This is a genomic window from Nocardia aurantiaca (assembly GCF_009708175.1).
In the GTDB taxonomy this organism is placed as follows: Bacteria; Actinomycetota; Actinomycetes; order Mycobacteriales; family Mycobacteriaceae; genus Nocardia; species Nocardia aurantiaca.
The window spans coordinates 419,810-443,389 of record NZ_WMBB01000003.1 but is presented as its reverse complement, the minus strand read 5'-3'; the positions used below and the strand labels follow the sequence as shown (position 1 = coordinate 443,389).

Sequence of the window (23,580 nt, the reverse complement as noted above, 5' to 3'; positions counted from 1 at the left end):
TGCGCGCTGGTCAGCGCGTCGTCGTACGCCTGCCGCTGCTGTGATGAGCGACCGTCACGACAAGGTTACGGCATCGTAGGTTACGGGGCCGGTACGACCTATTGAAGTTCGAGAGACCTCGTGAGCTCCGGGATCACAGCAGGTCGAGAAGGAACGGGAGCTCCTGGGCGGCATACCAGGCCAGCTGGTGATCTTCGGCGTCACCCAGCACGAATTCGGCGTCGGCGTCGCCCATGTCGGCGGCATCGATGACCTCGACGGCCTTGGCGACCTCGGGCTCGGCCTCGGCCAGATCCACGTGGATCGAGGCGATGCGGTCGTAGGGGATGGGACCGGACAACCGGACCACCGCGTCGTCCAGATCCGGGCGCAGGGTCGCGCCGTCCACGTCCGCGGCGATGACCGCGCGCCGGAACACCGGACCGGCCGGGGCCGCGCCGGATTCGTCACCAGCGTCGTCGTCACGCAGATCCGCGGCGGCCTGTTCCTCGGCGAGCAGCCGCAGCGAGGCTCGCGCGGCCTCGGCCATGGCGACCTCGGCGAGTTCCTCGTCGTCACCGGAGGCGTAGGCCTCGCGCAGCGCCGGCGTCACCGCGAAGGCGGTGTCGTTGAGCGCGCGAATCTCCCGGTCGGCGACCAGTTCCCGCAGCATCGGCACGGTCGCCGGAACGTAGACCCGTAGCTTCTTCGATACGCGGGACGACTCACTGGACGCAGGCACCGAGCATCTCCTCCATCGACTCGTGCACCGAAGCGGTCAGCACCGCGATGTCCGCCATGGCGTCGCGATCGGCGGTGAGCCCGTAGAACACCCGTCCGTCATAGGACGTGAGCCCGATGCTCAAAGCCTGAAAGCGCAACAGCGGCGACACCGGGTACATCTCCAGCATCCGCGCGCCGCCGATGTACATGGGCTGCTGCGGACCCGGCGCGTTGGTGATCACCAAATTGAACGTGTGCTCTGCAAAAGTACTCGCCGACCGCACGCTCATGGCATGCAGGCTCGCCGGGGCGAATCCGGCCATGTGCACCAGCGTGCGCGCCCGCACCCCGTGCTGGTGCCGGGAGTGCGCCTCGGTGGCGTGTTTGATGTGCTCCATGCGGATCACCGGATTCGGTTCGCCCACCGGCAGATCCAGCAATAGCGAGGTGACCTCGCCCGCGGGCTTCAACTCACCGTTCGGTCCGTCGGCGTACACCGACATCGGCACCACCGCCCGCAGCGCGTCGGCCTCGGTCAGCACCTGCCCGCGCGAGAGCAGCCAGTTGCGCAGCGCGCCCGTCACCACCGCGAGGATCACGTCGTTGATGGAGCAGCCGAACCGCTTGCGGATCTTGCGGTAGTCCTCGAGATCGGTGCGCACCACCTCGAACCGGCGATTGCGTGACGTGCGGGTGTTGAGGGGGCTGTCGGGCGCGCCGATGGCCGCGGTGCGGACCATGGACACCAGCTTGTGCACGGCCTTGCCGGTGGCGTCGACCATGGCGAACGCCTCGGCCACATGGTGGCGGGCCACCTCCAGGCCTTCACGCGGCTGGGTGGCCAGGTGCAGTACCGCGCCGAGAAGAAGTTCGATGTCGGCGGGCTCGTGTTGTGCGATCCAGGCGTCGTCGGCCACCTCGCGGGGCGCGGTCGAGGTGTCCAGGATCACATGCCCGATCTCGAGCGCGCTGTTCCCGTCGACCAGCGCCGAATGGGTCTTGGTGAAGATGGCGCAACGGCCCTCGGACAGGCCTTCGACCAGATACATCTCCCACAGCGGCCGGGTCTGGTCGAGCGGGCGGGAGGCCAGCCGCGCCACCAGGTCCAGCAGTTGTTCGTCGGTGCCCGGCTCGGGCAGCGCGGACCGCCGGATGTGATAGGTGATGTCGAACTGGCTGTCGTCCACCCATACCGGGCGGCCCAGCGCGAAGGGGATCTCGCGCACCTTGCGGCGGTACAGCGGCACCAGCGGCAGCCGCGATTCGACCAGTGAAACCAGGCGGTCGTAATCCAACGGACCGTGCCCTGAGTTACCGGTCGGCGCGGGATTGCGCAGGATGGCCAGGGAGCCGATGTGCATGGGGTTGCTGCTGGACTCCAGCCGGTAGAACGCCGCGTCCTGCGGCGTCAGTCTGGTGATCACGCTGCCCGCTACTTCCTAGTCCCTGCCTGCGCCCGCAGTGTCCCCCTGCCGAGGCGTCGGCGGTTCTTGTGTCAAATGCTGCCGCGGTATTCGCCGTCTTCGAAGGCAAGCTATCGCAATCCGATCACCTGAGGGGATGGATGGGCCGCACTGCCCGAGATCACACACCGTCTTCGGTGTCTCTGTTCCGGTGTGCGGGCGCAAGCCTCCGTACGCCGGAACTTATATATCGTACGTCAGGGGTAACGAAACAGCCCTGGACACAAAGGCATCGGCGTTTGATTGCCTCCGCTTCGCTGCGGCGAGCCGCAGGGTGGTCGCGGCGCTCGTGACCCCGGTGTTCCCTCCTCCGCCGCGAGAGTGGGGGCGAGTGCGGTCCAGACCCGGGCGGGCCGCGAACCCGCGTGTGCTCGTACTTTCCTGTGAGTCGCCTCCGTGCGCCGCTCCGTATTGCGCCTAAGCACCTACGATGGGCTCCGGATTACCATGGCTAGTGATTGCGCCCCGCGCGCAGGCTTCCCGCCATGGTGGGGGCTACCGACAACACCGACCAGAGGACTACAAGACCCGTGCCTGCGCTGAGTTTTTCAAGGTTGCTACGGATTGGTGAAGGTCGCACGGTCAAGCGGCTGTCAAGCCTGGCGGACGAGGTCATCTACCTCGACGAGGAGTACGCGGCCCTCACCGACGCGGAACTGCAGGCCAAGACCGCGGAGTTCAAGCAGCGCCACGCCGAGGGCGAGAGCCTCGACGAGCTGCTGCTGGAGGCGTTCGCGACCGCGCGGGAAGCGTCCTGGCGAGTGCTCAACCAGAAGCACTACAAGGTGCAGATCATGGGTGGCGGCGCCCTGCACATCGGCAATGTCGCGGAGATGAAGACCGGTGAGGGCAAGACCCTGACCTGTGTGCTGCCCGCCTACCTCAACGCCATCTCCGGCAAGGGCGTGCACGTCGTCACCGTCAACGACTACCTGGCCAAGCGTGACGCCGAGTGGATGGGCCGTGTGCACCGTTTCCTCGGTCTCGAGGTCGGTGTGATCCTGGGCGGCATGACCCCGGCCGAGCGCCACGCCGCCTACGCCGCGGACATCACCTACGGCACCAACAACGAATTCGGCTTCGACTACCTGCGCGACAATATGACCCACTCGCTGGACGAACTGGTCCAGCGCGGGCACAACTTCGCCATCGTCGACGAGGTCGACTCCATCCTCATCGACGAGGCCCGGACCCCGCTCATCATCTCGGGTCCGGCCGACGCCTCCTCCAAGTGGTACGCGGAGTTCGCGCGAATCGCGCCGCTGCTGAAACGGGATCTGCACTACGAGGTCGACATCAAGAAGCGCACCATCGGTGTGCACGAGGCCGGCGTCGAGTTCGTCGAGGACCAGCTGGGCATCGACAACCTGTACGAGGCCGCCAACTCGCCGCTGGTGAGCTACCTGAACAACGCCATCAAGGCCAAGGAGCTGTACACCAAGGACAAGGACTACATCGTCCGCAACGGCGAGGTCATCATCGTCGACGAGTTCACCGGCCGAATCCTGGTGGGCCGCCGCTACAACGAGGGCATGCACCAGGCCATCGAGGCCAAGGAAGGCGTCGATATCCAGCCGGAGAACCAGACGCTGGCCACCATCACGCTGCAGAACTACTTCCGCCTCTACGACAAGCTCTCGGGCATGACCGGCACCGCCGAGACCGAGGCGGCCGAGCTGCACCAGACCTACGGCCTGGGCGTGGTGCCGATCCCGACCAACAAGCCGATGATCCGCCAGGATCAGTCCGACCTCATCTACAAGACCGAAGAGGCCAAATTCGCCGCGGTCGCCGACGATATCCAGGAGAAGCATGAGCAGGGCCAGCCGGTCCTGGTCGGCACCACCTCCGTCGAGCGCTCGGAGTACCTGTCCAAGCTGCTGACCAAGCGCGGCATTCCGCACAACGTGCTGAACGCCAAGTTCCACGAGCAGGAAGCGCAGATCGTCGCCGAGGCCGGCCGACCGGGCGCGGTGACCGTCGCCACCAATATGGCGGGTCGCGGTACCGACATCGTGCTGGGCGGCAACCCGGACATCATCGCCGACATCCTGCTGCGCCGGCAGGGCCTGGACCCGGTCGACACCCCGGACGAGTACGAGGCACAGTGGCACCCGACCCTGGAGCGGGTCAAGAAGCAGGTCGACGAGGACGCCGAGGCCGTGCGCGAAGCGGGTGGCCTCTACGTGCTGGGCACCGAGCGACACGAGTCCCGACGCATCGACAACCAGCTGCGCGGTCGGTCCGGGCGTCAGGGCGATCCGGGCGAGTCCCGCTTCTACCTGTCGCTGGGTGACGAGCTCATGCGGCGTTTCAACGGCGCGGCGCTCGAGTCGATCATGACGCGGCTCAACCTGCCCGATGACGTGCCGATCGAGGCCAAGATGGTCTCGCGCGCCATCAAGTCCGCGCAGACCCAGGTCGAGCAGCAGAACTTCGAGATCCGCAAGAACGTCCTCAAGTACGACGAGGTCATGAACCAGCAGCGCAAGGTGATCTACGCCGAGCGCGCCCGCATCCTCAACGGTGAGGATATGGAGGGCCAGGTTCAGGAGATGATCACCGACGTGATCACCGCCTACGTCAACGGCGCCACCGCCGAGGGGTATGTCGAGGACTGGGATCTGGAGAAGCTGTGGGGCGCGCTGAGGACGCTGTACCCCATCGGCATCGACTACAAGGACCTGACCGGTGAGCGCGAGACCGGTGAGGTGGGCGAGTTGTCCCGCGAGGAACTCCTGGACGCCGTCCTCGACGACGCGCACGCCGCCTACGACAACCGCGAGTCCGAGATCGACGGTCTCGCGGGCGCGGGCAGCATGCGCAACCTGGAACGCCAGATCCTGCTGAGCGTCCTGGACCGCAAGTGGCGCGAGCACCTCTACGAGATGGACTACCTCAAGGAGGGCATCGGTCTGCGCGCCATGGCGCAGCGCGACCCGCTGGTCGAGTACCAGCGCGAGGGCTTCGACATGTTCGCGGCCATGCTCGATGGCCTCAAGGAGGAGTCGGTCGGCTTCCTGTTCAACCTCCAGGTCGAGGTGCAGCAGCCGCAACCGGTCGGCGTGAACGTGGCCGCGGGTCTGCAGTCGCCGGTCGGCAACCGCCCGCTCCCGACCGAGGAGGACGCGGCCCTGGCCGGCAGCGGCAATGGAGCTCCGGCGGCCCTGCGCGCCAAGGGCATCGACGAGTCCGGCCCGCGCGGCCTGTCCTACTCCGGTCCGGACGAGGGCGGCCACGCCGCCATTCGCAGTGACCGCGACGAGTACGGCGTCGAGGACGGCCAGGGCGGCACCCGCCGCGAGCGCCGCGAGGCCGCCCGCGCCCAGGGCAAGGGCGAGCGCGCCCCGCGGTCCAAGCGCCGGCATTAACCGCCTCTCTGGGACTTCGGCGGGTTGACCTGCCTTCCTGCGGGTTGACCTGCCTCCCGGGACTTCAGTGGGCGGCTTGGGTGCCGTCGGAGTTTGGTATCCGTGCCGGCGGTTGGATCGGTGCTCGGATTTTGGACGTACCCGGCGAGTTACCCACTCGCAGCGAGACCAGCGGTCACGTTCCGAAGGGATGCGCCGCAGGTGAATCGTCACCTGCGGCACATCCCCTCTCAGCTTTCTGTTTGTGCCCCAGTGTGTCCTGTCACCCCGGGGAATCTGTTTCGGGCTGGGGGCCAGGACATTTGGGGTGGTCATGAAACGGTCATGATGCGTTGGCTGGAATGGTTCCGGTTCGGTCGCCGAGGGGCGGCCGCGTAGGAAGGAATCACGATCATGCGCAAGATTTTCGCCGTCACCGCCATGGCTCTGGGAGTCGCGGGGCTGGGCGCCGCGACCGCGCACGCGGAGACCCTGACCGTGGATGGCAATTACGCCTCCGTCGAGGCCTGCGCCGCGGACGGCAACAACGGCCAGTTCCAGGCCGGCGGTGTGCAGCTGCGCGGCGAGGACGGCTGGCAGTGGCGGTGCGACCAGGGCAACGACGGTCTGTGGTACATGACCATCTTCCGTTGATCGACGGTCCCGGCTCGAACGGATCACCGCGCCCCCGGCGAAATCGCCGGGGGCGCTGTCGTTTTCGGGGCGGACAATCGGCTCGCTGCCCTGCGCCGCGAATTCTCGGGACGAAATTGCCTGCCGCTCAGGTGTTTCGACCGCTCGATCGTGGGTATTCCGTTTGCGACGGGCTGATCTTATTCGCCTCCCGCGCTTCACCGGAGCGCCCGGAGCGAGCGTCTTATATCGCCCGAACATCATTGTGCGTTAATCGAATTGCTCCTATTGAATTTGTGATGTGTGTCATTCAGGACATTTTGTGCCAGTTGCTCGTCTGCGTCTTGGTTGCACGCTATTAGCTGAGCTAAATTCCCGAACGTGCGGGAGGATCTGAAGCTCTATGGGCGGGAACGAGAACACAGTCGGGTGGATGGGGTTCTCGCGGCGGCACGGTCCGGGCGGGGTTCGGCACTGGTCCTGCACGGCGATCCGGGCATCGGCAAGACCGCGTTGCTGCGCGCGGGCGCGGATCGCGCCACCGACTTCCGGATCCTGCGCTGCCGGGGCATTCGCACCGAATTCGAACTGAATTTCGCTGCCCTGCACGAACTTCTGCTGCCGGTGGCCGACCGGCTGCCGATGCTGCCGCCCACCCAGGCCCGTGCTCTGGGCGTGGTGCTGGGCCTGCGGGCCGGTCCCGTCGATGTGTTCCTGGTCGGCGCCGCACTGGTGCGGCTGCTGTCGGCGCTGGCCGCCGAGGGGCCCCTGCTGCTGATCGTCGACGAGGCCGGGCTGGTGGATCCGGAGTCGACGCAGGCGCTCATCTTCGCCATCCGCCGCTTGACGGCGGTTCCGGTGACCCTGCTGGTCGGACTGCGCGACGATCCGGCCGACACGCTCTGGCGCGAACTGCCCGCGCTGCCGATCAGCGGGCTGCCGGACGCCGAGGCGCGCCGTCTGATCGCCGAGCGACACGGCCGGCTGGGCGCGTTGCGCCTGGCCCGGATCCTCGCCGTGGCGGGCGGCAATCCATTGGCCCTGCACGAATTGCCCGACGTCGTAGGTGATCTCGCGGGCACCGCGCCCGAGCCGATGACACTGGGGCCCGGACTGCGCGCGGCCTTCCGCGATCGCGTCGCCGCGCTACCGGCGGGGGTGCGCGCGCTGCTGACCGTGGCCGCCGCCGAGACCCGTGGCGTGCTGGGCATCGTGACCACCGCCGCCGCGGCCCTCGGGGTCGACTCGGGAGCGTGGGAATTCGCCGGCGCCGCAGGCCTGCTCACCGTGAGCGACGGCCGGGTGGAACAGACCCATGCCCTGCTGTGCGCTGCCGTCCACGATGCCGCCACGGCTGCCGAACGGCGCGCCGCCCAACTGGCGGTCGCGGCCGCGCTGACCGGGCCGGGTGAGGCGGATCTGCGCACCTGGCACCGGGCCATGGCTGCCGAATGCCCCGATGAGGAGCTGGCGGCGGCATTGACCGAGCGCGCCACCGCCGCGGATCACGGGTCCATAGCGGCCGCGGCCATGCTGCGCCAGGCGGCTGCCATCACGCCGGATCCGGAGCGCGCGGGGGAGCGGCTGGCCGCGGCCGGCCGATTCGCCTGGGCGGGCGGCGATATCGCCTCCGCGCGCGGCCTGCTCGACCGCGCCACCGCCCGGATCGGGCCGGAGCGGGCCGCGGCGGCCGGGCGCGGGCTGGCCGGGATGCTGGAATTCGTTGCGGGAGAGCCGGAACGGGCAAGCCGGCTGCTGCTGCGCGACGCCGAACTCGTGGATCCCGAGACTGCCGCGAATCTGCGCGCCGACGCCGAACGCGCGCGCTGGGTGGCCGGGCACGAGGCGCTCGACCTCGATCCCGCGGAAATTACTGTGCGCGAGGATATTTCGTGCTTCCACGCCATGGTCCGGCCGCTTCCGCCGGCGCCGCTGGTGCTGCTGTGGGGTCTGACCGACGTGGCGCTGGAGCCGTATACCCGGGCCGCCGCGTACCTGCGGGGCAGTTGCGCCCCGGCCGCAGTGTCGCTGCTTCCGCAGCTGGCGATCCTACAGTTCGCCAATGGCAGGTTCGAGGCCGCCGAGCAGACCCTCGCGGAGGCGTTCGAGCTGGCCGAGGCCGGCGGTGTGGAGAACGTGCTCGCCCAGTGCTGGGCGTTGCGTACGAAAATCGCTGCGCTGCAGGGTGATTCGGATGCGGTTCTGGACAGCGCGGATCGGGTGCTGGCGCTGGCGCGGCCGCGGCGATCGCACGCGCTCATCGCCGCCGCGCACTGGCATCTCGGCTTCCACGCGCTGAGCCTCGGCGATCCCGAGACGGCGTATCTGCGGCTGCGCACCCTGGTGCAGCCGGGCCATGACGCCCGGCATCCGACCTACGCGCGGCTGGCCGCGGTGGAGCTGGTGGAGGCCGCCGCCAGGGTCGGCCGCCAGGCGGAGGCGATCGGGTACTACGAGGAGATCCGGGACTGGGCGGTGCGTTCTCGCGCCGACTGGGCGGTCTCGGCCGCGTACACCTGTCGGGCCTTGCTCTGCGCCGACGATCGGGCCGACCGGTACTTCCGGCGGGCGCTGGCCGCCCGGCGCACCCGCCGCGACCTGGACCATGCGCGCACCCAGTTGCTCTACGGCAAGTGGCTGCGCCGGGCCCGTCGCCGCGCCGACGCCGCTGAGCAATTGCGGACTGCGGCCGAGTCATTCGAGCAGATGGGGGCGGCCCGGTGGTTGTTTCGCGCCAGGCAGGAGCTCGAGCTCACCGGCCGCCGGGTCGCACCGGTCACCGCATACGGTGAGACTTCGGTGCTGACGGCGCAGGAACTGCGGGTCGCCCGGCTGGCGGCCCGAGGCCTCACCAATCGGGAGATCGGGACGGATTTGTTCCTCAGCCCGCGCACGGTGGGGCACCATCTCTCGCGGGTGTTCGGCAAACTGGGGCTCAGCGGTCGGACGGATCTGGTGGACGTCGATTTCGACAATGGCATGCGAATCGTGCGCCCACGCTGAGTTTTCGGTCGACGCGGGGCTTTTCGGGTAGTGCGCTCCGGGTCATTCCCAATGGACCGACTCTCCCCAATAGCGCGGGTCCCAGTTGATGAGAATCATCCCGGCCACACTTCCGGCGCAGCCGCCGCAGGCATTCACCTGGATCAGACTGTCCACATCGGTGTCACCGGCGAGAACCGCCCGGGTGGAAAGCCACACCGCCCTCAGGTGCAGGGCGGCGGGCCTACCGCAGCGCACGCATTCCGGCAGCGTGCTTTCCGGGTCGTTGCGCCCTATCCGGACTTCCGGGGTGACGGGTGCTCCCGGGCCGAGGGCCGCGTCGAGGAGCGGCGAAAATTCCTTGCGCTCGCGGTCTTCCACCTCGGCAGGCTAACGACTTCCGGCACCATCCGCACCCCGTGCGCTCCGGATCGGCGACCCCCATCGGCGCCGATCCGCGTCGGCGCGCGAATGCCGGATCAGTTCCCGGTGGTGGTCGTGGTGGTGCCAGGGGTGGAGGCGCTGCCGGTGATCAGCGTCTTGATGACGTTGGTGAGGTTCTCGGCCGAACCGGTGGCCGGCGTGGTGGGTGTGGCGGTGTCAGCCGAAGCCGGGCCCGCACCGGCGACGAGCAGACCGGCGGCCGCGGCGGCCATACCCAGAACACGGATCTTGCGCACGGAAGCCCCTGGGAATCAAACGAATCTACGGAGATTTCTGACCTCGGATGTTTATCACTCTTTCTTCCGGGGAAGCAATGGATATCGATTGCGGAGAGTCCTTCGATTGCGGGGTCGAATTCGCGCCCGCATTTTAGCGGATGACGCGTGGATCAAAATCGGTCGCTGTATCGGTCATCGAATCTGTCATTGCCGAAGGTCGGAATCTCATACCCCCCTTGGCATCTCAGTCGCTGGGACGGTGAGCGATATCAGGTTTGTCTATTTCCCGCGAGTCGAGGTAGCTTGCGTCGTGCACGAGATCCGGGTTCTCCAGGGAAGGGAACGAGAACAGGCCGAACTGTCTCGTATATTGAGCGAGGCGCGCGCGGGTCGCGGCGGGGGATTGCTCCTTTGGGGTGAACCGGGGATCGGAAAAACCGCGCTACTACGAGATTCCGAACTGCGCGCCGCGGATTTTCGAGTGGTGATCTGTCGCGGATTTCCCGCCGAATCCGAATTGGATTTCGCGGCCCTGCGCGAACTGCTGCTTTCGCTGACCGATCGGATCACCGCGCTGCCCGGCCCGCAGGCTCGGGCACTGGCCGCTGCCCTCGGTCGGGAAACCGGCCGGGTCGACCGTTTCCTCGTCGGTGCGGCGCTGGTGACCCTGCTGGCGGCGGTCGCCAGGGAGCGGCCGGTGCTGCTCATCGTCGACGACGCCCACTGGGTGGACCTCGCCACCGCGCAGGCGCTGACCTTCGCGCTGCGCCGCCTGAGCGCCCACCGGGTGGCCCTGCTGGCCGCCATGCGGGAGTGCCCGGCCACCTCGGTGTGGCAGGCGCTGCCGATGCTGCGCGTCGCCCCGCTGTCCGATGCGCCGGCGCGCCGGCTGCTGGCGCTGCGCTCCGGCGGCATCGGCGCGCCCCGGGAGGCCCGTATGCTGCGGCTCGCCGACGGCAATCCGCTGGCGCTGCGGGAATTTCCCATCGACTCCGAGGACGGCGCCGGAATCGGCTGGGGGCCGATGCGTTTCGGACCGCGCTTGCGGGCCGCCTTCGCTGATCGGCTGGCGGCCTTGGACGAGCCGGTGCGCATTCTGCTGACCGTGGTGGCCGCCGAGGACCGGGGCACGCTGTCGCCCATCGTGACGGCCGCGACCGAACTCGGTGTCACCGCCGCGGATTGGGAGTCGGCGCTGGCCGCGGGACTCCTGAGCGTCACCGACGGACGCATCGAGATGCGTCACCGCCTGCTTTGCGGCGCGGCCTACGATGCCGCGTCCCGCGCGCAGCGCCGCGCCGTCCATGTGGCCCTCGCCGATGCCCTGCAGGGCTCCGAGAATGGTGATCTGCGCACCTGGCATCTGGCCGCCGTGCTCGACGGCCCGAATCCCGCCCTTGCCCAGGCCCTCGCCGACGGCGCGGAACGGGTGCGCGCCCGCGCCGGAGCGCTGGCCGCGGCGGCCGTGCTGCGCCGCGCCGCCGCCATCACCCCCGATCCGGATGCCGCCGGGGTCCGGCTGGCGACCGCGGCCCGATTCGCCTGGGCGGGCGGCGATATCGAGTCGGCCCGCCACCTGCTCGCCCTCGCCGCGACCCGCATACCCCCGGCCGAAGTGGCGGCGGCCAGTGGCGGGCTGTCCGGCCTGCTCGAATTCGTCACCGGCGATCCGGCCAAGGCGCACATCCTGCTCCTGCGCGACGCCGATGCCATTGCCGCGCCCCTCCCTCCGTCGGAAATCGCTGCCGCGGAACCGGATTCGGCGTGCCTCGGCGGCGGCGCCGATCTCGCGGCCGGGCTGCGGCTGCTGGCCGACCGGGCGGCCTGGTCGGTGGGCCGCGCCGCGGATCTGCCGCTGGCGGGTCAGCTGGAGGCGGTGGCGGCCGCGTCCTCGCCCATCGTGGCCGCCCATCTGCTGCCGCCCGCCGGGCAGCTGCTCGAGTGGGGTCTGGCCGAACGGGCTCTGGAGCCGTACCTGAAAGTGGCCGGGGGGCTGCGCAATTCCAGGGACCGGCCGGCGGCGCTGGGGGTCCTGCCGCAGCTGGCCGTGGTGCAGTTCGCCACCGGCCGCTGGGAGGCGGGGGAGACCACACTGGCGGAGGCGTTCGAGCTGGCGACCGGCGCGGGCGCCGACAATATCCTGGCGCACTGCTGGAATCTGCGGGCCCGCCTGGCCGCCCAGCGCGGCGACGGGGACGTGGTGGCCGACAGCGTGGATCGCGCGCTGTCCCTGTCCCGCCCGCATGCGGTGTCCGTGCTGACCGGCGGCGCGTACTGGCATCATGGCTTCCACGCGCTGACCGCCGGTGATGCCGAGTCGGCCTATCGCCGCCTGCGCGCCCTCTCTCAGCCCGGCCATGAGGCGGCGCATCCGACGATGGCGCGGCTGGCCACTCTCGATATGGTCGAGGCCGCCTGCCGGGTGGGCCGTTTCGACGAGGCCGCCGAGTACGCCGAGCTGATCGCGGCGTGGGCGCGGCGGTCGCGGGCCCGCTGGGCGCTGAGCGCCGCCTATTCCTGTCGGGCCCTGCTGGCCGATGAGGACCGCGCCGAGCGGTACTACCGCCGTGCCCTGGCGGTTGGCGACACCCGGCACACCAGCTTCGGCCGCGCCCGTACCCAGCTGCTCTACGGCAAGTGGCTGCGCCGGGTCCGTCGCCGCGCCGACGCCGCCGAGCAGCTGCGCACCGCCGCCGAGGCTTTCGACCTGATCGGCGCCACCGCCTGGGCCGCTCGTAGCCGCACAGAACTCGAGCTCACCGGCACCGGGGCCAAATCCGGCGGCGCGGGCGCCACCCCGCTCACCGCGCAGGAATCCCAGGTGGCCAAGCTGGCCGCCCAGGGCCTCACCAACCGTGAGATCGGAGCGGAACTGTTTCTCAGCCCGCGCACCGTCGGCCACCATATGTCCCGGATTCTGGAAAAGCTCGGTCTCACCAGCCGTTCCGAGCTACGCGGGATCGACTTCGACAATGGCATGCGCCTGAGCGGGCCGCACTGAGACGCGCTTGTGGCCGGCTGGAACAGCGGCAGTTAATGTTCAGCACTCTTCTATCGGTCAGGTCCGGGTGAGCTCGAACAACCGGAAGCGGCGGGCGCCCGCCAGCCGCTGCTCCATGGCGTAGCCCGGCCAGAAGTCCAGGGCCCGCCGCCAGGCGCGGTCGCGCTCGGCGCCGGTCAGCTGCCGCGCCCGGACCGGGAACCGTTCGCCTCGAACCAGCAGCTCGGCGCGGTCGGCGGCGCGTAGATTGGCCGACCAGGCGGGCTGTCGCGGCCGTCCCCAATTCGACGAGACGATCAGGAAGCGCTTCTCGTCGTACGGGTCGGGTACATAGAGCAGGCTGACCGTGCGCGGCAGGCCGGTGCGGCGGCCGGTGACTGTCAGCTCGAGTGCGGGCAGGCCCGCGACATCGAGTAATCCCTTGCGGCCCTTGGTTACTCGCCGCGTGAGCTGTTCCAGCGCAAAGACCGCCCGTGCGGTGTGCATGACGGCTCGGCGGCGGGCCAGGGCCCGGCCCAGCCGAGGCAGCGGATTCCAGCGGGCGGGCGCCTCGGGCCGACGCCGCCATTGCGCGAAAGACATCCCCCGATTATGTTGTGCTCGCGCCGCTAGGGGGCCCAACGCGCCCGATCCCAGTCCTCCTGCCAATCATTGGGGTCTACCGGTGATCGATCCTCATCGTGCTCCTGCGGCAGTCTTCCGTCGCGGTCCCGCGGCGACTCGTCGGCCCGGTCCCGTGCGGGCCGGGCATCGTTGTGCCGCCGTCCTTCGGTCGGCGGCATCTCGGGGAAATCCTCGCTGAGATCCTCGCTCATGACATCCCTTCGTGCCGGTTATGCACAAAAGGTATCGAATGGGCGATTTCTCAGCTACCTCAGGGTTGATTTCGGTCCGATCAGTCGCTGCTACCCCGGAACCACGGGTCGTTGGAATTCAGGGCGGTGAGCAGGCGGCGAATGGCCGCTACCCGCAGTTCCTTGCCCGGCAGCTCGTCCAGCGCGCACTCCGGGTCCGCGGGCGGGCCCAGGTGGGTGCACCCGCGCGGGCAGTCCTCGATGGCGTCGGCCAGATCGGAGAACGCCCCGATGACATCATCGGGTGTGATGTGCGCCAGGCCGAACGAGCGCACGCCGGGTGTGTCGATGACCCAGCCACCGTCGGGCAGCGGCAGCGCCACCGACTGGGTGGAGGTGTGGCGGCCCTTGCCGACCCCGGACACCTCGCCCACCGCCCGCTCCGCGTCGGGCACCAGTCGGTTCACCAAGGTCGACTTGCCCACTCCGGAATGCCCGATGAACGCGGTCAGCTTGTCGTCCAGCAGGTCCAACACCGGCTCCAGCGGATCCTCGATACCGCCGTAGACGATGGTCAAGTCCAGATCCTCGAAGGCCGAGGCGAATTCGGAATCGGCAGCCAGATCATGCTTGGTCAGGCACAGAATCGGTTGCAGCCCACCGACATACGCGGCCACCATGGCCCGTTCCACGAACCCGGTGCGCGGTGGCGGGTCGGCCAGCGCCACCACGATGAACAGCTGCTCGGCATTGGCCACCACCACCCGCTCGAACGGATCGGTGTCATCGGCGGTGCGGCGCAACACCGTTCGCCGATCGGCCACCCGAACGATGCGGGCCAAAGAGTCGGGCTTGCCGGACAGGTCCCCGACCACGTCGACCTGATCGCCGACCACGATCGGGGTGCGGCCGAGCTCGCGCGCCCGCATGGCGGTCAGCGGCCGCTCCGGATCCCCGTCCAGTACGCACCCCCAGCGCCCGCGGTCCACCGAAACCACCATGGCCGCTTCGGCATCCAGATGCTGCGGCCGGGTCTTGGTGCGCGGGCGCGAGCCCTTGCCCGGGCGCACCCGGACATCGGACTCGTCGTACTCGCGCCGCCTCAGTGTCCTGCTCCCGGCCCGCCGAGCATGCCTTCCCAGAGCTCGACGAAGTTCGGCAGCGTCTTGGCGGTGGTGCCGATGTCCTCGATCTCGACTCCCGGCGTCACCAGGCCGATGATCGCCCCGGCGGTGGCCATCCGGTGATCGGCGTAGGAGCGCCACTGTCCGCCGGTGAGCGGGTTGGGCACGATGGCCAGCCCGTCCTCGGTCTCGGTGACCTTGCCGCCGAGTCGGTTGATTTCGGTGGCGAGTGCCGCCAGCCGGTCGGTCTCGTGCCCGCGCAGGTGCGCGATGCCGCGCAGCCGCGACGGCGAATCCGCCAGTGCCGCAAGGGCGGCCACGGTCGGGGTCAGCTCGCCCATGTCATGCAGATCGATGTCGATGCCCGCCAGTCGCTCGGGCCCGCGCACGGTGAGTACCCCGTCGAAGATGCGCGCCTCGGCGCCCATGCGCACCAGGATCTCCCGGATCACGTCGCCCGGCTGGGTGGTGAGCCGCGGCCAGTGCGGAATGCTGACCTCGCCGCCGGTGATGGCCGCCGCCGCCAGGAACGGCGTGGCATTGGACAGGTCGGGCTCGACCTCCCAATCCACCGCCCGAATCGGGCCCGGCGCCACGGTCCAGGTCTGCGCCTTGCGGGGATCATTGGGCGCCTCCACGCGAACATCGGCCCGCCGCAACATCTCCACGGTCATCTCGATGTGCGGCATGGAGGGCAGCGCCGCGCCGTCGTGGTTCACGGTGATGCCCTGCTCGAACCGTGCCGCCGATAGCAGCAGTCCGGAGACGAACTGTGAGGAGCCCGACGCGTCGATGGTGACCGGCCCGCCGCGCAGCTTTCCCGTGCCGTGCACCACGAAAGGCAGCTGGTTGCCGTCGATGTCGAGGCCCAGCGCGCGCAGTGCGTCCAGAATCGTGCCGAGCGGGCGCAGCCGGGCCTGCTCGTCGCCGTCGAAGGCGACATCGCCGCGCGCCAGCGCCGCCACCGGCGGCAGGAACCGCATGACGGTGCCCGCGAGCCCGCAATCGACCATGGCGCTGGTGAATTCGGTCGGCGGGGTAATGGTGAGCGTCTCACCCTCACCCTCGATGCCGGCGCCCATGGCCCGCAGCGCCGCGATCATGAGGTTGGTGTCCCGGCTGCGCAGCGCGCCGGTGATGGTGGACGGCCGATCCGCCAGGGCGGCGAGGATCAGCGCCCGATTGGTAATGGATTTGGACCCGGGCAGGGTCACGGTCGCGTGGACGGGAACTTGAACGTGGGGCGCGGGCCAGAAAGTCACAAGGCCCATCTTCCCATCTCCGCCTCGCCGCGCCTTGTGCCGACCGATGATTCTCACGGCAAGTTGTGTTGCGGACCGGCGGACGGGTGCGGTGCCCAACCCGGCCCGTATCCGATGAGTTACCCCGGACTCACGAAGTCCGTTCATCTGGCGGGCGCGAGCAGATCGTGGACGCATGCGTATACGGGTACGTATATTGGATTGGTGATCGATCCTCTCAGCATCGTCCTCGGTGGCGTGCTCGTCGGCGGCGGCTGGCTTGCGGGCCGATTCGGTTCCAGGCCCATGAAGCCCGGCGCGACGCAGGGCCCGGCGCTCTGCGGCTGCGGCCACGACCTGGCCCTGCACGACCGCGAAGCGGGCCACTGCCACGCCGAGACCTTCCGTAAGACCGGTGTCGGCTTCAAGGCCTGGGCGCGGTGCAATTGCCAGCGGTACACCGGCCCGACTCCGCTCGAGGACTTCTTCGCCCCGCCGCCGTTGCCGCCGACCTCATGAGGCGCGATGCCGGTCCCCTCGGTGGGGGACCGGCATTGTGGCGGTTGAGGTTTCGTGGGTCACCTCCGGACACCAGCGGTTCGGAGTCAACCCGGCTTCGGGGTTTCCAGGATTGCCCCTGGACGCTCCGAGAGCGACCGAACTACTTGGCGCGCCCGTGAATCAGCGGCACGATCTTGCGCAGCAGCTTCATGGTGCGGTTGGTGCGGGTGTAGGACAGCAGCGCCATGCCCGGAATCGTGAAGCGCTGCACCGCGATCGAGTGCGGACGTGAGAATTCCAGCAGGCCCGGCGCACCGTGGATGCGGCCGATTCCGGAGTCGCGCACGCCGCCGAACGGCAGGCCCGAGATCGCCGCGTAGGACAGTACCGAGTTCACCGAGGTGCAGCCGACCTCCAGGCGACGGGCGATCTCCATGCCATGCTTCTTCGAGTACACCGCCGACCCGAGCCCGTACTTGCTCTTGTTGGCCAACTCCACCGCCTCGTCGACGCCGTTGACGGTGCGGATGGTGACGGTCGGCCCGAAGGTCTCCTCGCACACCGCCTCCGAGGACTCGTCCACGTCGACCAGCACGACCGGCTCGATGAAGGCCCCCTTGACCGATTCGGGCCCGCCCAGCACGGCCTTGCCGCCGTTCTTCAGCGCGTCCTCGATGTGTCGCCGCACGATGTCGACCTGGCTGGGCATGGTCATCGGGCCGTAGGCGGCGTCGGCGTCCGAACCCGGCTTGATGTCGGTGAGGATGCGCTTGACCTCGGTGACGAACTCGTCCGCGATGGACTTGTCCACGTACACCCGCTCCACACCAGCGCAGGTCTGGCCGGAGTTGGAGGTGGCGCCCCAGGCGACCGCGTCGGCGGCGGCCTTGATGTCGGCGTCCGCGGCCACGATCACCGCGTCCTTGCCGCCGCACTCCAGCAGCACCGGAGTGAGGGACTCGGCGGCGGCGGCCATGATCTTCTTGCCGGTCGCGGTGGACCCGGTGAAGGCCAGCTTGTCGACCCCGGACTTCACCAGCGCCGCGCCGGTCGCGCCGTAGCCGTTGACGGTGACGAAGACGCCGTCCGGCAGCTCCGGATTCGCCTCGGCGAACGCCTCGGCCACGAAATTGCCGATGCCGGTGGAGAATTCGCTCGGCTTGAAGATCACGCAGTTGCCCGCGGCCAATGCGTAGGCGATGGAGCCGTTCGGAGTGTAGATCGGGTAGTTCCACGGACCGATCACGCCGACCACGCCCAGCGGCCGGTACTCCAGGTGGGCGGCGAAGTTGGCCATGAAAGCGCCGGGCGCGACCTTTTTGGGCTTGAGCACCTTCTCGGCATTGGAGGCGGCCCACTTGATGTGCTCGAGCGCCAGCATGAGCTCGAGGAAGGCGTCGTCGAGAGGCTTGCCGTTCTCGGCGTGGATGAGCTCGCTCAGCTCATCGGACTTCTCGACCAGCTTGCTGCCCCAGCGCAGGATGTGCTTCTTGCGCTCGGCGTAGGTCAGCGCACCCCAGGTGGCGGCGGCGGTCCGGGCCTTGGCGACGGCCGCGCGCACCGCCGCCTCATCATCGATCTTGTAGGTGGCGAGGGTTTCGCCGGTGGCGGGGTTGACGGAAGTCAGCGTGTCGGCCTGATCGAGCGGGGCGGTTTCGGTTGCAGTCATAATTGGCGGCGATCCCTTGATGAGAGTGTGATGAGACGAACGTCTCATACCGTCCAAGTGATGTCAATTGCCATCACATCGAGGGCGATTCATGTGGGGGCGGCTGCCGGCGTCTTCCTGGTAGCCGTCGGTCCGCAGTGGCAGCATGGTCGGCATGTGCGGTAGGTACGCGACCACGACGAATCCCGCGAAGCTGGCCGTCGAGCTCGATGCCATCGACGAGACCGACGACAAAAGGTTTGGTCCCAACTACAACGTGGCCCCGACCAATCAGGTGCTCACGGTCGTCGAACGGCACGACCATGACCATCCCGAGGATCCGGCCACACTGCGCATCCGAGCCATGCGCTGGGGCCTGATCCCGCCCTGGACGAAGGCCGCCGAGCCGGGAGTCCCGGTCAAGGGCAAACCCCTGTACAACGCCCGCGCGGACAAGGCCACCACCACACCTTCCTTCCGCGACGCGGTGAAGAAGCGCCGGTGCCTGGTGCCGATGGACGGCTGGTACGAGTGGGTCACCGAAACCGATGCGCTCGGAAAGGCCGTCAAGCGGCCGTATTTCATGTCCCGCGCCGATGGCGGACGCCTCTATATGGCGGGCCTGTGGTCGGTGTGGCGTGATCGTGACCAGGGCGATGCGGCGCAGCCGCTGCTGTCCTGCACGATCCTGACGACCGACGCGGTCGGCGACCTGACCAAGGTCCACGACCGCATGCCGTTGCCCATGCCGCGCGAGCACTGGGACGCCTGGCTGGACCCGGATCGCCCGGTCCCGGAGGAACTGCTGGAAACGCCCTCCCCCGAACTGGTTTCGGACATCCTCATGCGCGAGGTGCCGTCGCTGGTCAACAGTGTCAAGAACAATGGCCCCGAACTGCTGGGCCGCGTGGACGAACAGGCCGGCCAGATCACTCTGATCTGAACCTCTTCATCGCTTGTCGAATACGTTGCCGCGCTGTGGACCGCAGCGGCGCAAGGAAGTCCGAAGGTGCGTGTCACCCGCACTTCACAGTCGGCAGGATGATATTCAGCGTGCACTTCAAGGTGTCGGCCCACGTGTCGATCATCGTGGTGATCACCCCGCCGCCGAGCTTCTCCGCCTTTTCGACGTGCTCGTCCTTCTTCCGCTGCCCGCCGCCTGAGGCTCCCGGATCGGGATAGCTCGAATCGGGGGCTCCGGGATCGGGGTAGCTCGGACTGGGCGCTCCAGGGTCGGGGTAGCTCGGGCCGTTGAGTGCTGCGGGGGTCGGTAGCGCGGTCGCGCTGGCGACCATCGATGGGCCGGTTTCCAGCGCCAGTACCAATGCTCCGGCGGCGACAGCCGTGCGAATACGCCGATGGTGGGACATAAACCGCATCACATCCTCAGGTTCGAATAGGACGTTGTGGACAAAGGGTTCACAACAAGTTCACTGCTCGCTCCCAAGTAACTCACAGAAAATAGCCCGAATTGTGAAATGAAGATGCCCCCGCCGCGTCTCCGCGACGGGGGCACCCTCACACTTCGATTTCCTTCGGGCGGTCAGACCGTGGCGGCGTCCGCCTCTTCGATGGCTTCCTTCCGGGCCTGGATGCCGCCCGCGGCGCGCAGCGGCACCTCCTTCCAGAACAGCACCAGGATGAAGCCGAGCAGCGCCACGACGGTGGCCGACATGAACACCCGGTCCATGGACTTGGCGAAACCCTCCTTGAACGGATGCGCCAGGGTCGGATCCAGCTTCTGGACGACCGAGCTGTCGTTGAGCACCTGGCCGGCGACCGCCGGATCCTTGTGCACCAGACCGGTGGCGACCTGCTTGTCGACCGGGTTGTCGCTGTTCACGCCGTCCTTGATGGCCTGCACGAAGGCCGGCTGCGCAGCGGCGCTCTCCAGCGAGCTGGTGATGTTCGGCGCCAGCTGAGTGAACAGCACCGACAGGAACACCGCCACGCCGAGGGTGCCGCCGATCTGCCGGAAGAAGGTCGCGGCCGCGGTGGACACGCCCATGTCCTTCGGCGGCAGCGCGTTCTGCAACGCCAGGGTCAGCGGCTGCATCAGGTTGCCGAGACCGAAGCCGGTGATGGCCATGAAGATCATGACGATCCACAGGCCGGTGTCCGCCGACACGAAGTGCAGCAGGAACAGGCCCGAGGTCAGCAGCGCCGCGCCGACCGGCGGGAAGAACTTGTACCGCCCGGTCCGGGCGATCAGCTGGCCGGCCAGGATCGAGCCGCTCATCATGCCCGCCACCAGCGGCAGCATCAGCAGGCCCGCCTTGGTCGGGCTCGCGCCCTGCACCACCTGCAGGTACTGCGGCAGCAGGGTGATGCCGCCGAACATGGCCGCACCGACCACCACCGAGATCACCACACCGAGGGCGAAGGTGGAGTTCCGGAACATGCGCAGCGGGATCAGCGCCGCGTCGCCCTGCTTGGCCTCGACGGCGATGAAGGACAGCACGCCGACCGCGCCCAGCACGTAGCAGAGGATGGAATGGCCACTGGTCCAACCCCATTCACGGCCCTGCTCGGCCACCACCAGCAGCGGCACCAGGCCGACGGCGAGCGCCGAGATGCCCATCCAGTCGATCGGCACCTTGGTGGCCGGGCGCTTGGGCAGCTTGAGCACGCGGGTCACCACGGCCAGCGCGATGATGCCGACCGGCACGTTCACCAGGAACACCCAGCGCCAGCCGGTGACGCCCAGGATCTCGTTGGTGCCCGACAGGATGCCGCCGACGACCGGGCCCACCACACTGGAGGTACCGAACACGGCCAGGAAGTAGCCCTGGTAGCGGGCGCGTTCCCGCGGCGACACGATATCGCCCATGATGGTCAGCGCCAGCGACATCAGACCGCCGGCGCCCAGGCCCTGGAAGGCCCGGAAGGCGGCCAGCTCGTACATCGAGGTCGCCATCGAACAGGCCAGCGAACCGATCACGAAGATGGTGATGGCGGCCAGGTAGAACGGCTTGCGGCCGTACATGTCCGAGAGCTTGCCGTAGAGCGGCGTGGCCAGGGTCGAGGTGATCAGGTAGGCGGTGGTCACCCACGCCTGCGCCGAGTAGCCCTGCAGCTCATCGGCGATGGTGCGGATGGAGGTCGACACGATGGTCTGATCCAGGGCCGCCAGCAGCATGCCCATGATCAGGCCACTCATGATGACCAGGATCTGTTTGTGGGTGAAGCCGGCCGAATTGGTTTCCGGCTCCACCGCTTCCGCTTGTGTAGTCACGAATTGCTCTCCGCGGGTTCGTAATAGGACTGAAGGTCTTTGTGCGCCGCGATATCGGCCAGCATGCGCTGGCGGGTCTCCTCGTAGCCGTCGACGAAGCGCCGCAGCAGCTCGGCGAAGATGTCCCGTTCGCCGGGAGCCCAGTCGGTCAGGATGTGGCGCAGGGAGTCGTTGCGGCGGGCCCGGAGCTGGGCGGCCACCTCGCGGCCGGCGTCGGTGACATCGAGGACGCTGACGCGGCCGTCGGCCGGGTCGGCGCAGCGCTCGATGAGTCCGCGCTTGACCAGCCCGGCCACCTGCCGGCTGATGGTCGAGGCGTCCGAGTAGAGGGCCTCGGCCAGCGCGCCCGAGCGTTTCGGGCCGCCGTGGATCAGCTGGAACAGGATGCTGAACGCCGCCGGTTCGATCTCGCCCTGGGTCATGGACGCGATCTGCGCATTGGTGCGATCACGCAACTTGGTGAGCCGGGCGATCTCGTAGGCGATGGCGTCGACAAGGCCGTCGTCGATGTCGGTCTTCGGGGTAATCGCCGGGTCATCGTCGGTCACGGTCGGTCTCACCTCCTTGCATCGGTCAACTGCTTGTATGTCTCAACTAGTTGTACGAAGCAAGTATTCCGACTGGGTCGTGCCACGGCAAGTCTTTTCCGGAGGTTGTGTCTCCGCTCACGCCAAAATTGGACAATTCGCCCTAAGATCGGCAGGTCAGGCCATCGCGACCGGGGCGGTCACCGCACCTGTGAGCCGCACCAGATCCGCGGGGGCGAGCTCGATCTCCAGCCCGCGCTTGCCCGCGCTGCACAACACCCGATCCCACTCCAGGGCCGACACGTCCACGACCGTGGGCAGCCGCTTCTTCTGCCCCAACGGCGAAATCCCGCCCAGCACATAGCCGGTCGTCCGCTCCGCCTTGGCCTTGTCGGCCATCGCCGCCTTGCCCCCGCCCAGCGCCGCGGCCGCCGCCTTCAGCGACAGTGTGGTCGGCACCGGCAGCACCGCCACCGCCAGTCCGCCCGACCCCAGCTCGATCACCAGCGTCTTGAAGATCTGCCCGGCGGTAACCCCGAGTTCGCCCGCGAGCGCCGCCACCGCCTCCGCCCCGTACGAATCACTGCGTGGGTCATGGGTATACGCGTGCACCCGGTGGTTCACCTCGGCCTGCACCAAAGCCTTGATCGCGGGGGTCGAAGCAGCAGCCATGGGCTCACCCTAACCATCGGGCGCAACCCGATTTCCCGTGCTGGGAACAGCGCGGGCATTCACCCTGTTGCATGCGGTACGCGCTTCGCAGCAACCGCAGGGCCCACGGTTCGCGGGCGCAGGAATCCATTCAGTCGAGGAGGATCGGTGACCGTTCTGGTCGAGGAGCCCCCGGTGCGGACCGGGCCGCTATTGTTCCGCAGGGGTTTCGCCGTCGTCGCGCCCCCGGCCGGTTTCCTGGCCGAATCCCTGTTCGCGGTAGATTCAGGTGCTACGGCGATCGAAGGGATTAGCGTGACGAGCGACGACGACATGGTCGATCGCCTGCGTGATGACGACGCGGACAGCGAGGGCATCGACGCCGGCGACGACCTAGCGGTCGACTATGACGAGGTGAGCGAATCCGGCGGTAGGAGCGCCGAATCCGCTACGGAACTGGCGGCCCGGTTCGAGCGGGACGCCCTGCCGCTACTGGACCAGCTGTACGGCGCGGCCTTGCGCATGACCCGCAATCCGGCCGATGCCGAGGATCTGGTGCAGGAGACCTTCGCCAAGGCCTACCAGGGATTCCGTTCCTTCCGTGAGGGCACGAACCTGCGGGCGTGGCTGTACCGCATCCTCACCAACACCTACATCAACTCGTATCGGAAGAAGCAGCGCCAGCCCGCGCAGTATCCGACCGACGAGATCACCGACTGGCAGCTCGCCTCCACCGCCGAGCACACCTCGACGGGTCTGCGCTCGGCGGAGATGGAAGCCCTGGAAGCGCTGCCCGACGACGACATCAAGGCCGCTCTACAGGAGCTTCCGGAGGAGTTCCGGATGGCGGTGTACTACGCCGATGTGGAGGGCTTCCCCTACAAGGAAATCGCCGAGATCATGGGAACTCCGATCGGTACGGTCATGTCCCGCCTGCATCGTGGCCGCAAGCAGCTCAAGGGTCTGCTCGCGGACGTTGCGCGGGAACGTGGATTCAATCGGTCAGGCGGTAATGACTCGAGCCGCTCCGCGGCGGATGCGGCGCGTGAGGAGGTAACCCAGTGAG

General features: G+C 68.3%; 20 protein-coding genes. 7 read left to right on the top strand and 13 right to left on the bottom strand.

Features of this window, described 5'->3' with window-relative positions:
* Positions 1-133: 133 nt before the first annotated feature.
* Together GLP40_RS08160 and GLP40_RS08155 are read right to left on the bottom strand one after the other, a co-directional pair.
* Positions 134-652 (bottom strand): DUF6912 family protein, encoded by a 519-nt coding sequence (locus GLP40_RS08160; protein ID WP_154787354.1) that lies wholly within the window; start codon positions 650-652, stop codon positions 134-136.
* 52 nt (positions 653-704) lie between these two features.
* Positions 705-2,126 carry a WS/DGAT/MGAT family O-acyltransferase gene (locus tag GLP40_RS08155; protein WP_328289855.1) on the bottom strand — a complete coding sequence of 474 codons (1,422 nt, stop codon included), beginning with the start codon at positions 2,124-2,126 and terminating at the stop codon, positions 705-707.
* Positions 2,127-2,695: 569 nt separating this feature from the next.
* Here GLP40_RS08155 and secA point away from each other — a divergent pair.
* The 3 genes from secA to GLP40_RS08140 all read left to right on the top strand — a co-directional run bounded on the left by secA (position 2,696) and on the right by GLP40_RS08140 (position 9,151).
* Positions 2,696-5,536 (top strand): preprotein translocase subunit SecA, encoded by a 2,841-nt coding sequence (gene secA, locus GLP40_RS08150; RefSeq protein ID WP_328289854.1) that lies wholly within the window; start codon positions 2,696-2,698, stop codon positions 5,534-5,536.
* A gap of 393 nt (positions 5,537-5,929) precedes the next feature.
* Positions 5,930-6,169 carry a hypothetical protein gene (locus tag GLP40_RS08145; protein ID WP_154787187.1) on the top strand — a complete coding sequence of 80 codons (240 nt, stop codon included), beginning with the start codon at positions 5,930-5,932 and terminating at the stop codon, positions 6,167-6,169.
* Between the two features lie 360 nt (positions 6,170-6,529).
* The gene (locus GLP40_RS08140) at positions 6,530-9,151 is read left to right on the top strand and encodes a helix-turn-helix transcriptional regulator (RefSeq protein WP_154787186.1); all 2,622 of its coding nucleotides are present in this window, start codon (positions 6,530-6,532) and stop codon (positions 9,149-9,151) included.
* Positions 9,152-9,193: 42 nt separating this feature from the next.
* Here GLP40_RS08140 and GLP40_RS33195 read toward each other — a convergent pair whose 3' ends face one another.
* Both GLP40_RS33195 and GLP40_RS34740 read right to left on the bottom strand, forming a co-directional pair.
* Positions 9,194-9,511: a hypothetical protein gene (locus GLP40_RS33195; protein ID WP_196054579.1), complete on the bottom strand. Its 318-nt coding sequence runs from the start codon at positions 9,509-9,511 to the stop codon at positions 9,194-9,196.
* A gap of 98 nt (positions 9,512-9,609) precedes the next feature.
* Positions 9,610-9,810 (bottom strand): hypothetical protein, encoded by a 201-nt coding sequence (locus GLP40_RS34740; protein ID WP_196054578.1) that lies wholly within the window; start codon positions 9,808-9,810, stop codon positions 9,610-9,612.
* On the opposite strand from GLP40_RS34740, the gene GLP40_RS08135 reads away from it, so the two are divergent.
* Positions 9,713-12,793 carry an AAA family ATPase gene (locus tag GLP40_RS08135; protein WP_328289888.1) on the top strand — a complete coding sequence of 1,027 codons (3,081 nt, stop codon included), beginning with the start codon at positions 9,713-9,715 and terminating at the stop codon, positions 12,791-12,793. The two genes, GLP40_RS34740 and GLP40_RS08135, sit on opposite strands and share 98 nt — an antisense overlap.
* 57 nt (positions 12,794-12,850) lie before the next feature.
* Here GLP40_RS08135 and GLP40_RS08130 read toward each other — a convergent pair whose 3' ends face one another.
* The 4 genes from GLP40_RS08130 to aroA form a co-directional block, all read right to left on the bottom strand.
* Positions 12,851-13,375 (bottom strand): nitroreductase family deazaflavin-dependent oxidoreductase, encoded by a 525-nt coding sequence (locus GLP40_RS08130; RefSeq protein WP_230329331.1) that lies wholly within the window; start codon positions 13,373-13,375, stop codon positions 12,851-12,853.
* A 26-nt stretch (positions 13,376-13,401) separates the two neighbouring features.
* Positions 13,402-13,608 (bottom strand): hypothetical protein, encoded by a 207-nt coding sequence (locus GLP40_RS08125; RefSeq protein ID WP_154787184.1) that lies wholly within the window; start codon positions 13,606-13,608, stop codon positions 13,402-13,404.
* An 80-nt stretch (positions 13,609-13,688) separates the two neighbouring features.
* Positions 13,689-14,729 carry a ribosome small subunit-dependent GTPase A gene (rsgA, locus tag GLP40_RS08120; RefSeq protein ID WP_154787351.1) on the bottom strand — a complete coding sequence of 347 codons (1,041 nt, stop codon included), beginning with the start codon at positions 14,727-14,729 and terminating at the stop codon, positions 13,689-13,691.
* Positions 14,690-15,982, bottom strand: coding sequence for a 3-phosphoshikimate 1-carboxyvinyltransferase (aroA, locus tag GLP40_RS08115; protein WP_154787183.1), 1,293 nt, complete (start codon positions 15,980-15,982; stop codon positions 14,690-14,692). The genes rsgA and aroA overlap by 40 nt, the downstream gene beginning before the upstream one ends.
* A 195-nt stretch (positions 15,983-16,177) precedes the next feature.
* Between aroA and GLP40_RS08110 the strand changes: the two genes are divergently transcribed.
* The gene (locus GLP40_RS08110) at positions 16,178-16,471 is read left to right on the top strand and encodes a hypothetical protein (RefSeq protein ID WP_230329330.1); all 294 of its coding nucleotides are present in this window, start codon (positions 16,178-16,180) and stop codon (positions 16,469-16,471) included.
* Positions 16,472-16,613: 142 nt separating this feature from the next.
* Here the strand turns inward: GLP40_RS08110 and GLP40_RS08105 are convergent, their stop codons facing one another.
* Positions 16,614-18,122, bottom strand: a complete 1,509-nt coding sequence (locus tag GLP40_RS08105) for an aldehyde dehydrogenase family protein (protein WP_154787181.1) — start codon at positions 18,120-18,122, stop codon at positions 16,614-16,616.
* Positions 18,123-18,276: 154 nt separating this feature from the next.
* Here GLP40_RS08105 and GLP40_RS08100 point away from each other — a divergent pair, with 154 nt between their 5' ends.
* The gene (locus GLP40_RS08100) at positions 18,277-19,044 is read left to right on the top strand and encodes an SOS response-associated peptidase (protein WP_154787180.1); all 768 of its coding nucleotides are present in this window, start codon (positions 18,277-18,279) and stop codon (positions 19,042-19,044) included.
* Between the two features lie 73 nt (positions 19,045-19,117).
* On the opposite strand, the gene GLP40_RS08095 is transcribed toward GLP40_RS08100, so the two are convergent.
* The 4 genes from GLP40_RS08095 to ybaK all read right to left on the bottom strand — a co-directional run bounded on the left by GLP40_RS08095 (position 19,118) and on the right by ybaK (position 22,535).
* A complete protein-coding gene (locus tag GLP40_RS08095) occupies positions 19,118-19,471 on the bottom strand; it encodes a hypothetical protein (protein ID WP_196054576.1) in 354 nt (117 codons plus the stop codon).
* Between the two features lie 173 nt (positions 19,472-19,644).
* Complete coding sequence (locus GLP40_RS08090) at positions 19,645-21,261, bottom strand: MDR family MFS transporter (RefSeq protein ID WP_154787350.1); 1,617 nt, start codon at positions 21,259-21,261, stop codon at positions 19,645-19,647.
* Positions 21,262-21,332: 71 nt separating this feature from the next.
* The gene (locus GLP40_RS08085) at positions 21,333-21,884 is read right to left on the bottom strand and encodes a MarR family winged helix-turn-helix transcriptional regulator (protein WP_328289852.1); all 552 of its coding nucleotides are present in this window, start codon (positions 21,882-21,884) and stop codon (positions 21,333-21,335) included.
* Between the two features lie 156 nt (positions 21,885-22,040).
* Positions 22,041-22,535 (bottom strand): Cys-tRNA(Pro) deacylase, encoded by a 495-nt coding sequence (ybaK, locus tag GLP40_RS08080; RefSeq protein ID WP_154787178.1) that lies wholly within the window; start codon positions 22,533-22,535, stop codon positions 22,041-22,043.
* A gap of 312 nt (positions 22,536-22,847) precedes the next feature.
* Between ybaK and GLP40_RS08075 the strand changes: the two genes are divergently transcribed.
* Positions 22,848-23,579, top strand: a complete 732-nt coding sequence (locus GLP40_RS08075) for a sigma-70 family RNA polymerase sigma factor (RefSeq protein WP_230329387.1) — start codon at positions 22,848-22,850, stop codon at positions 23,577-23,579.
* Position 23,580: the final 1 nt, after the last annotated feature.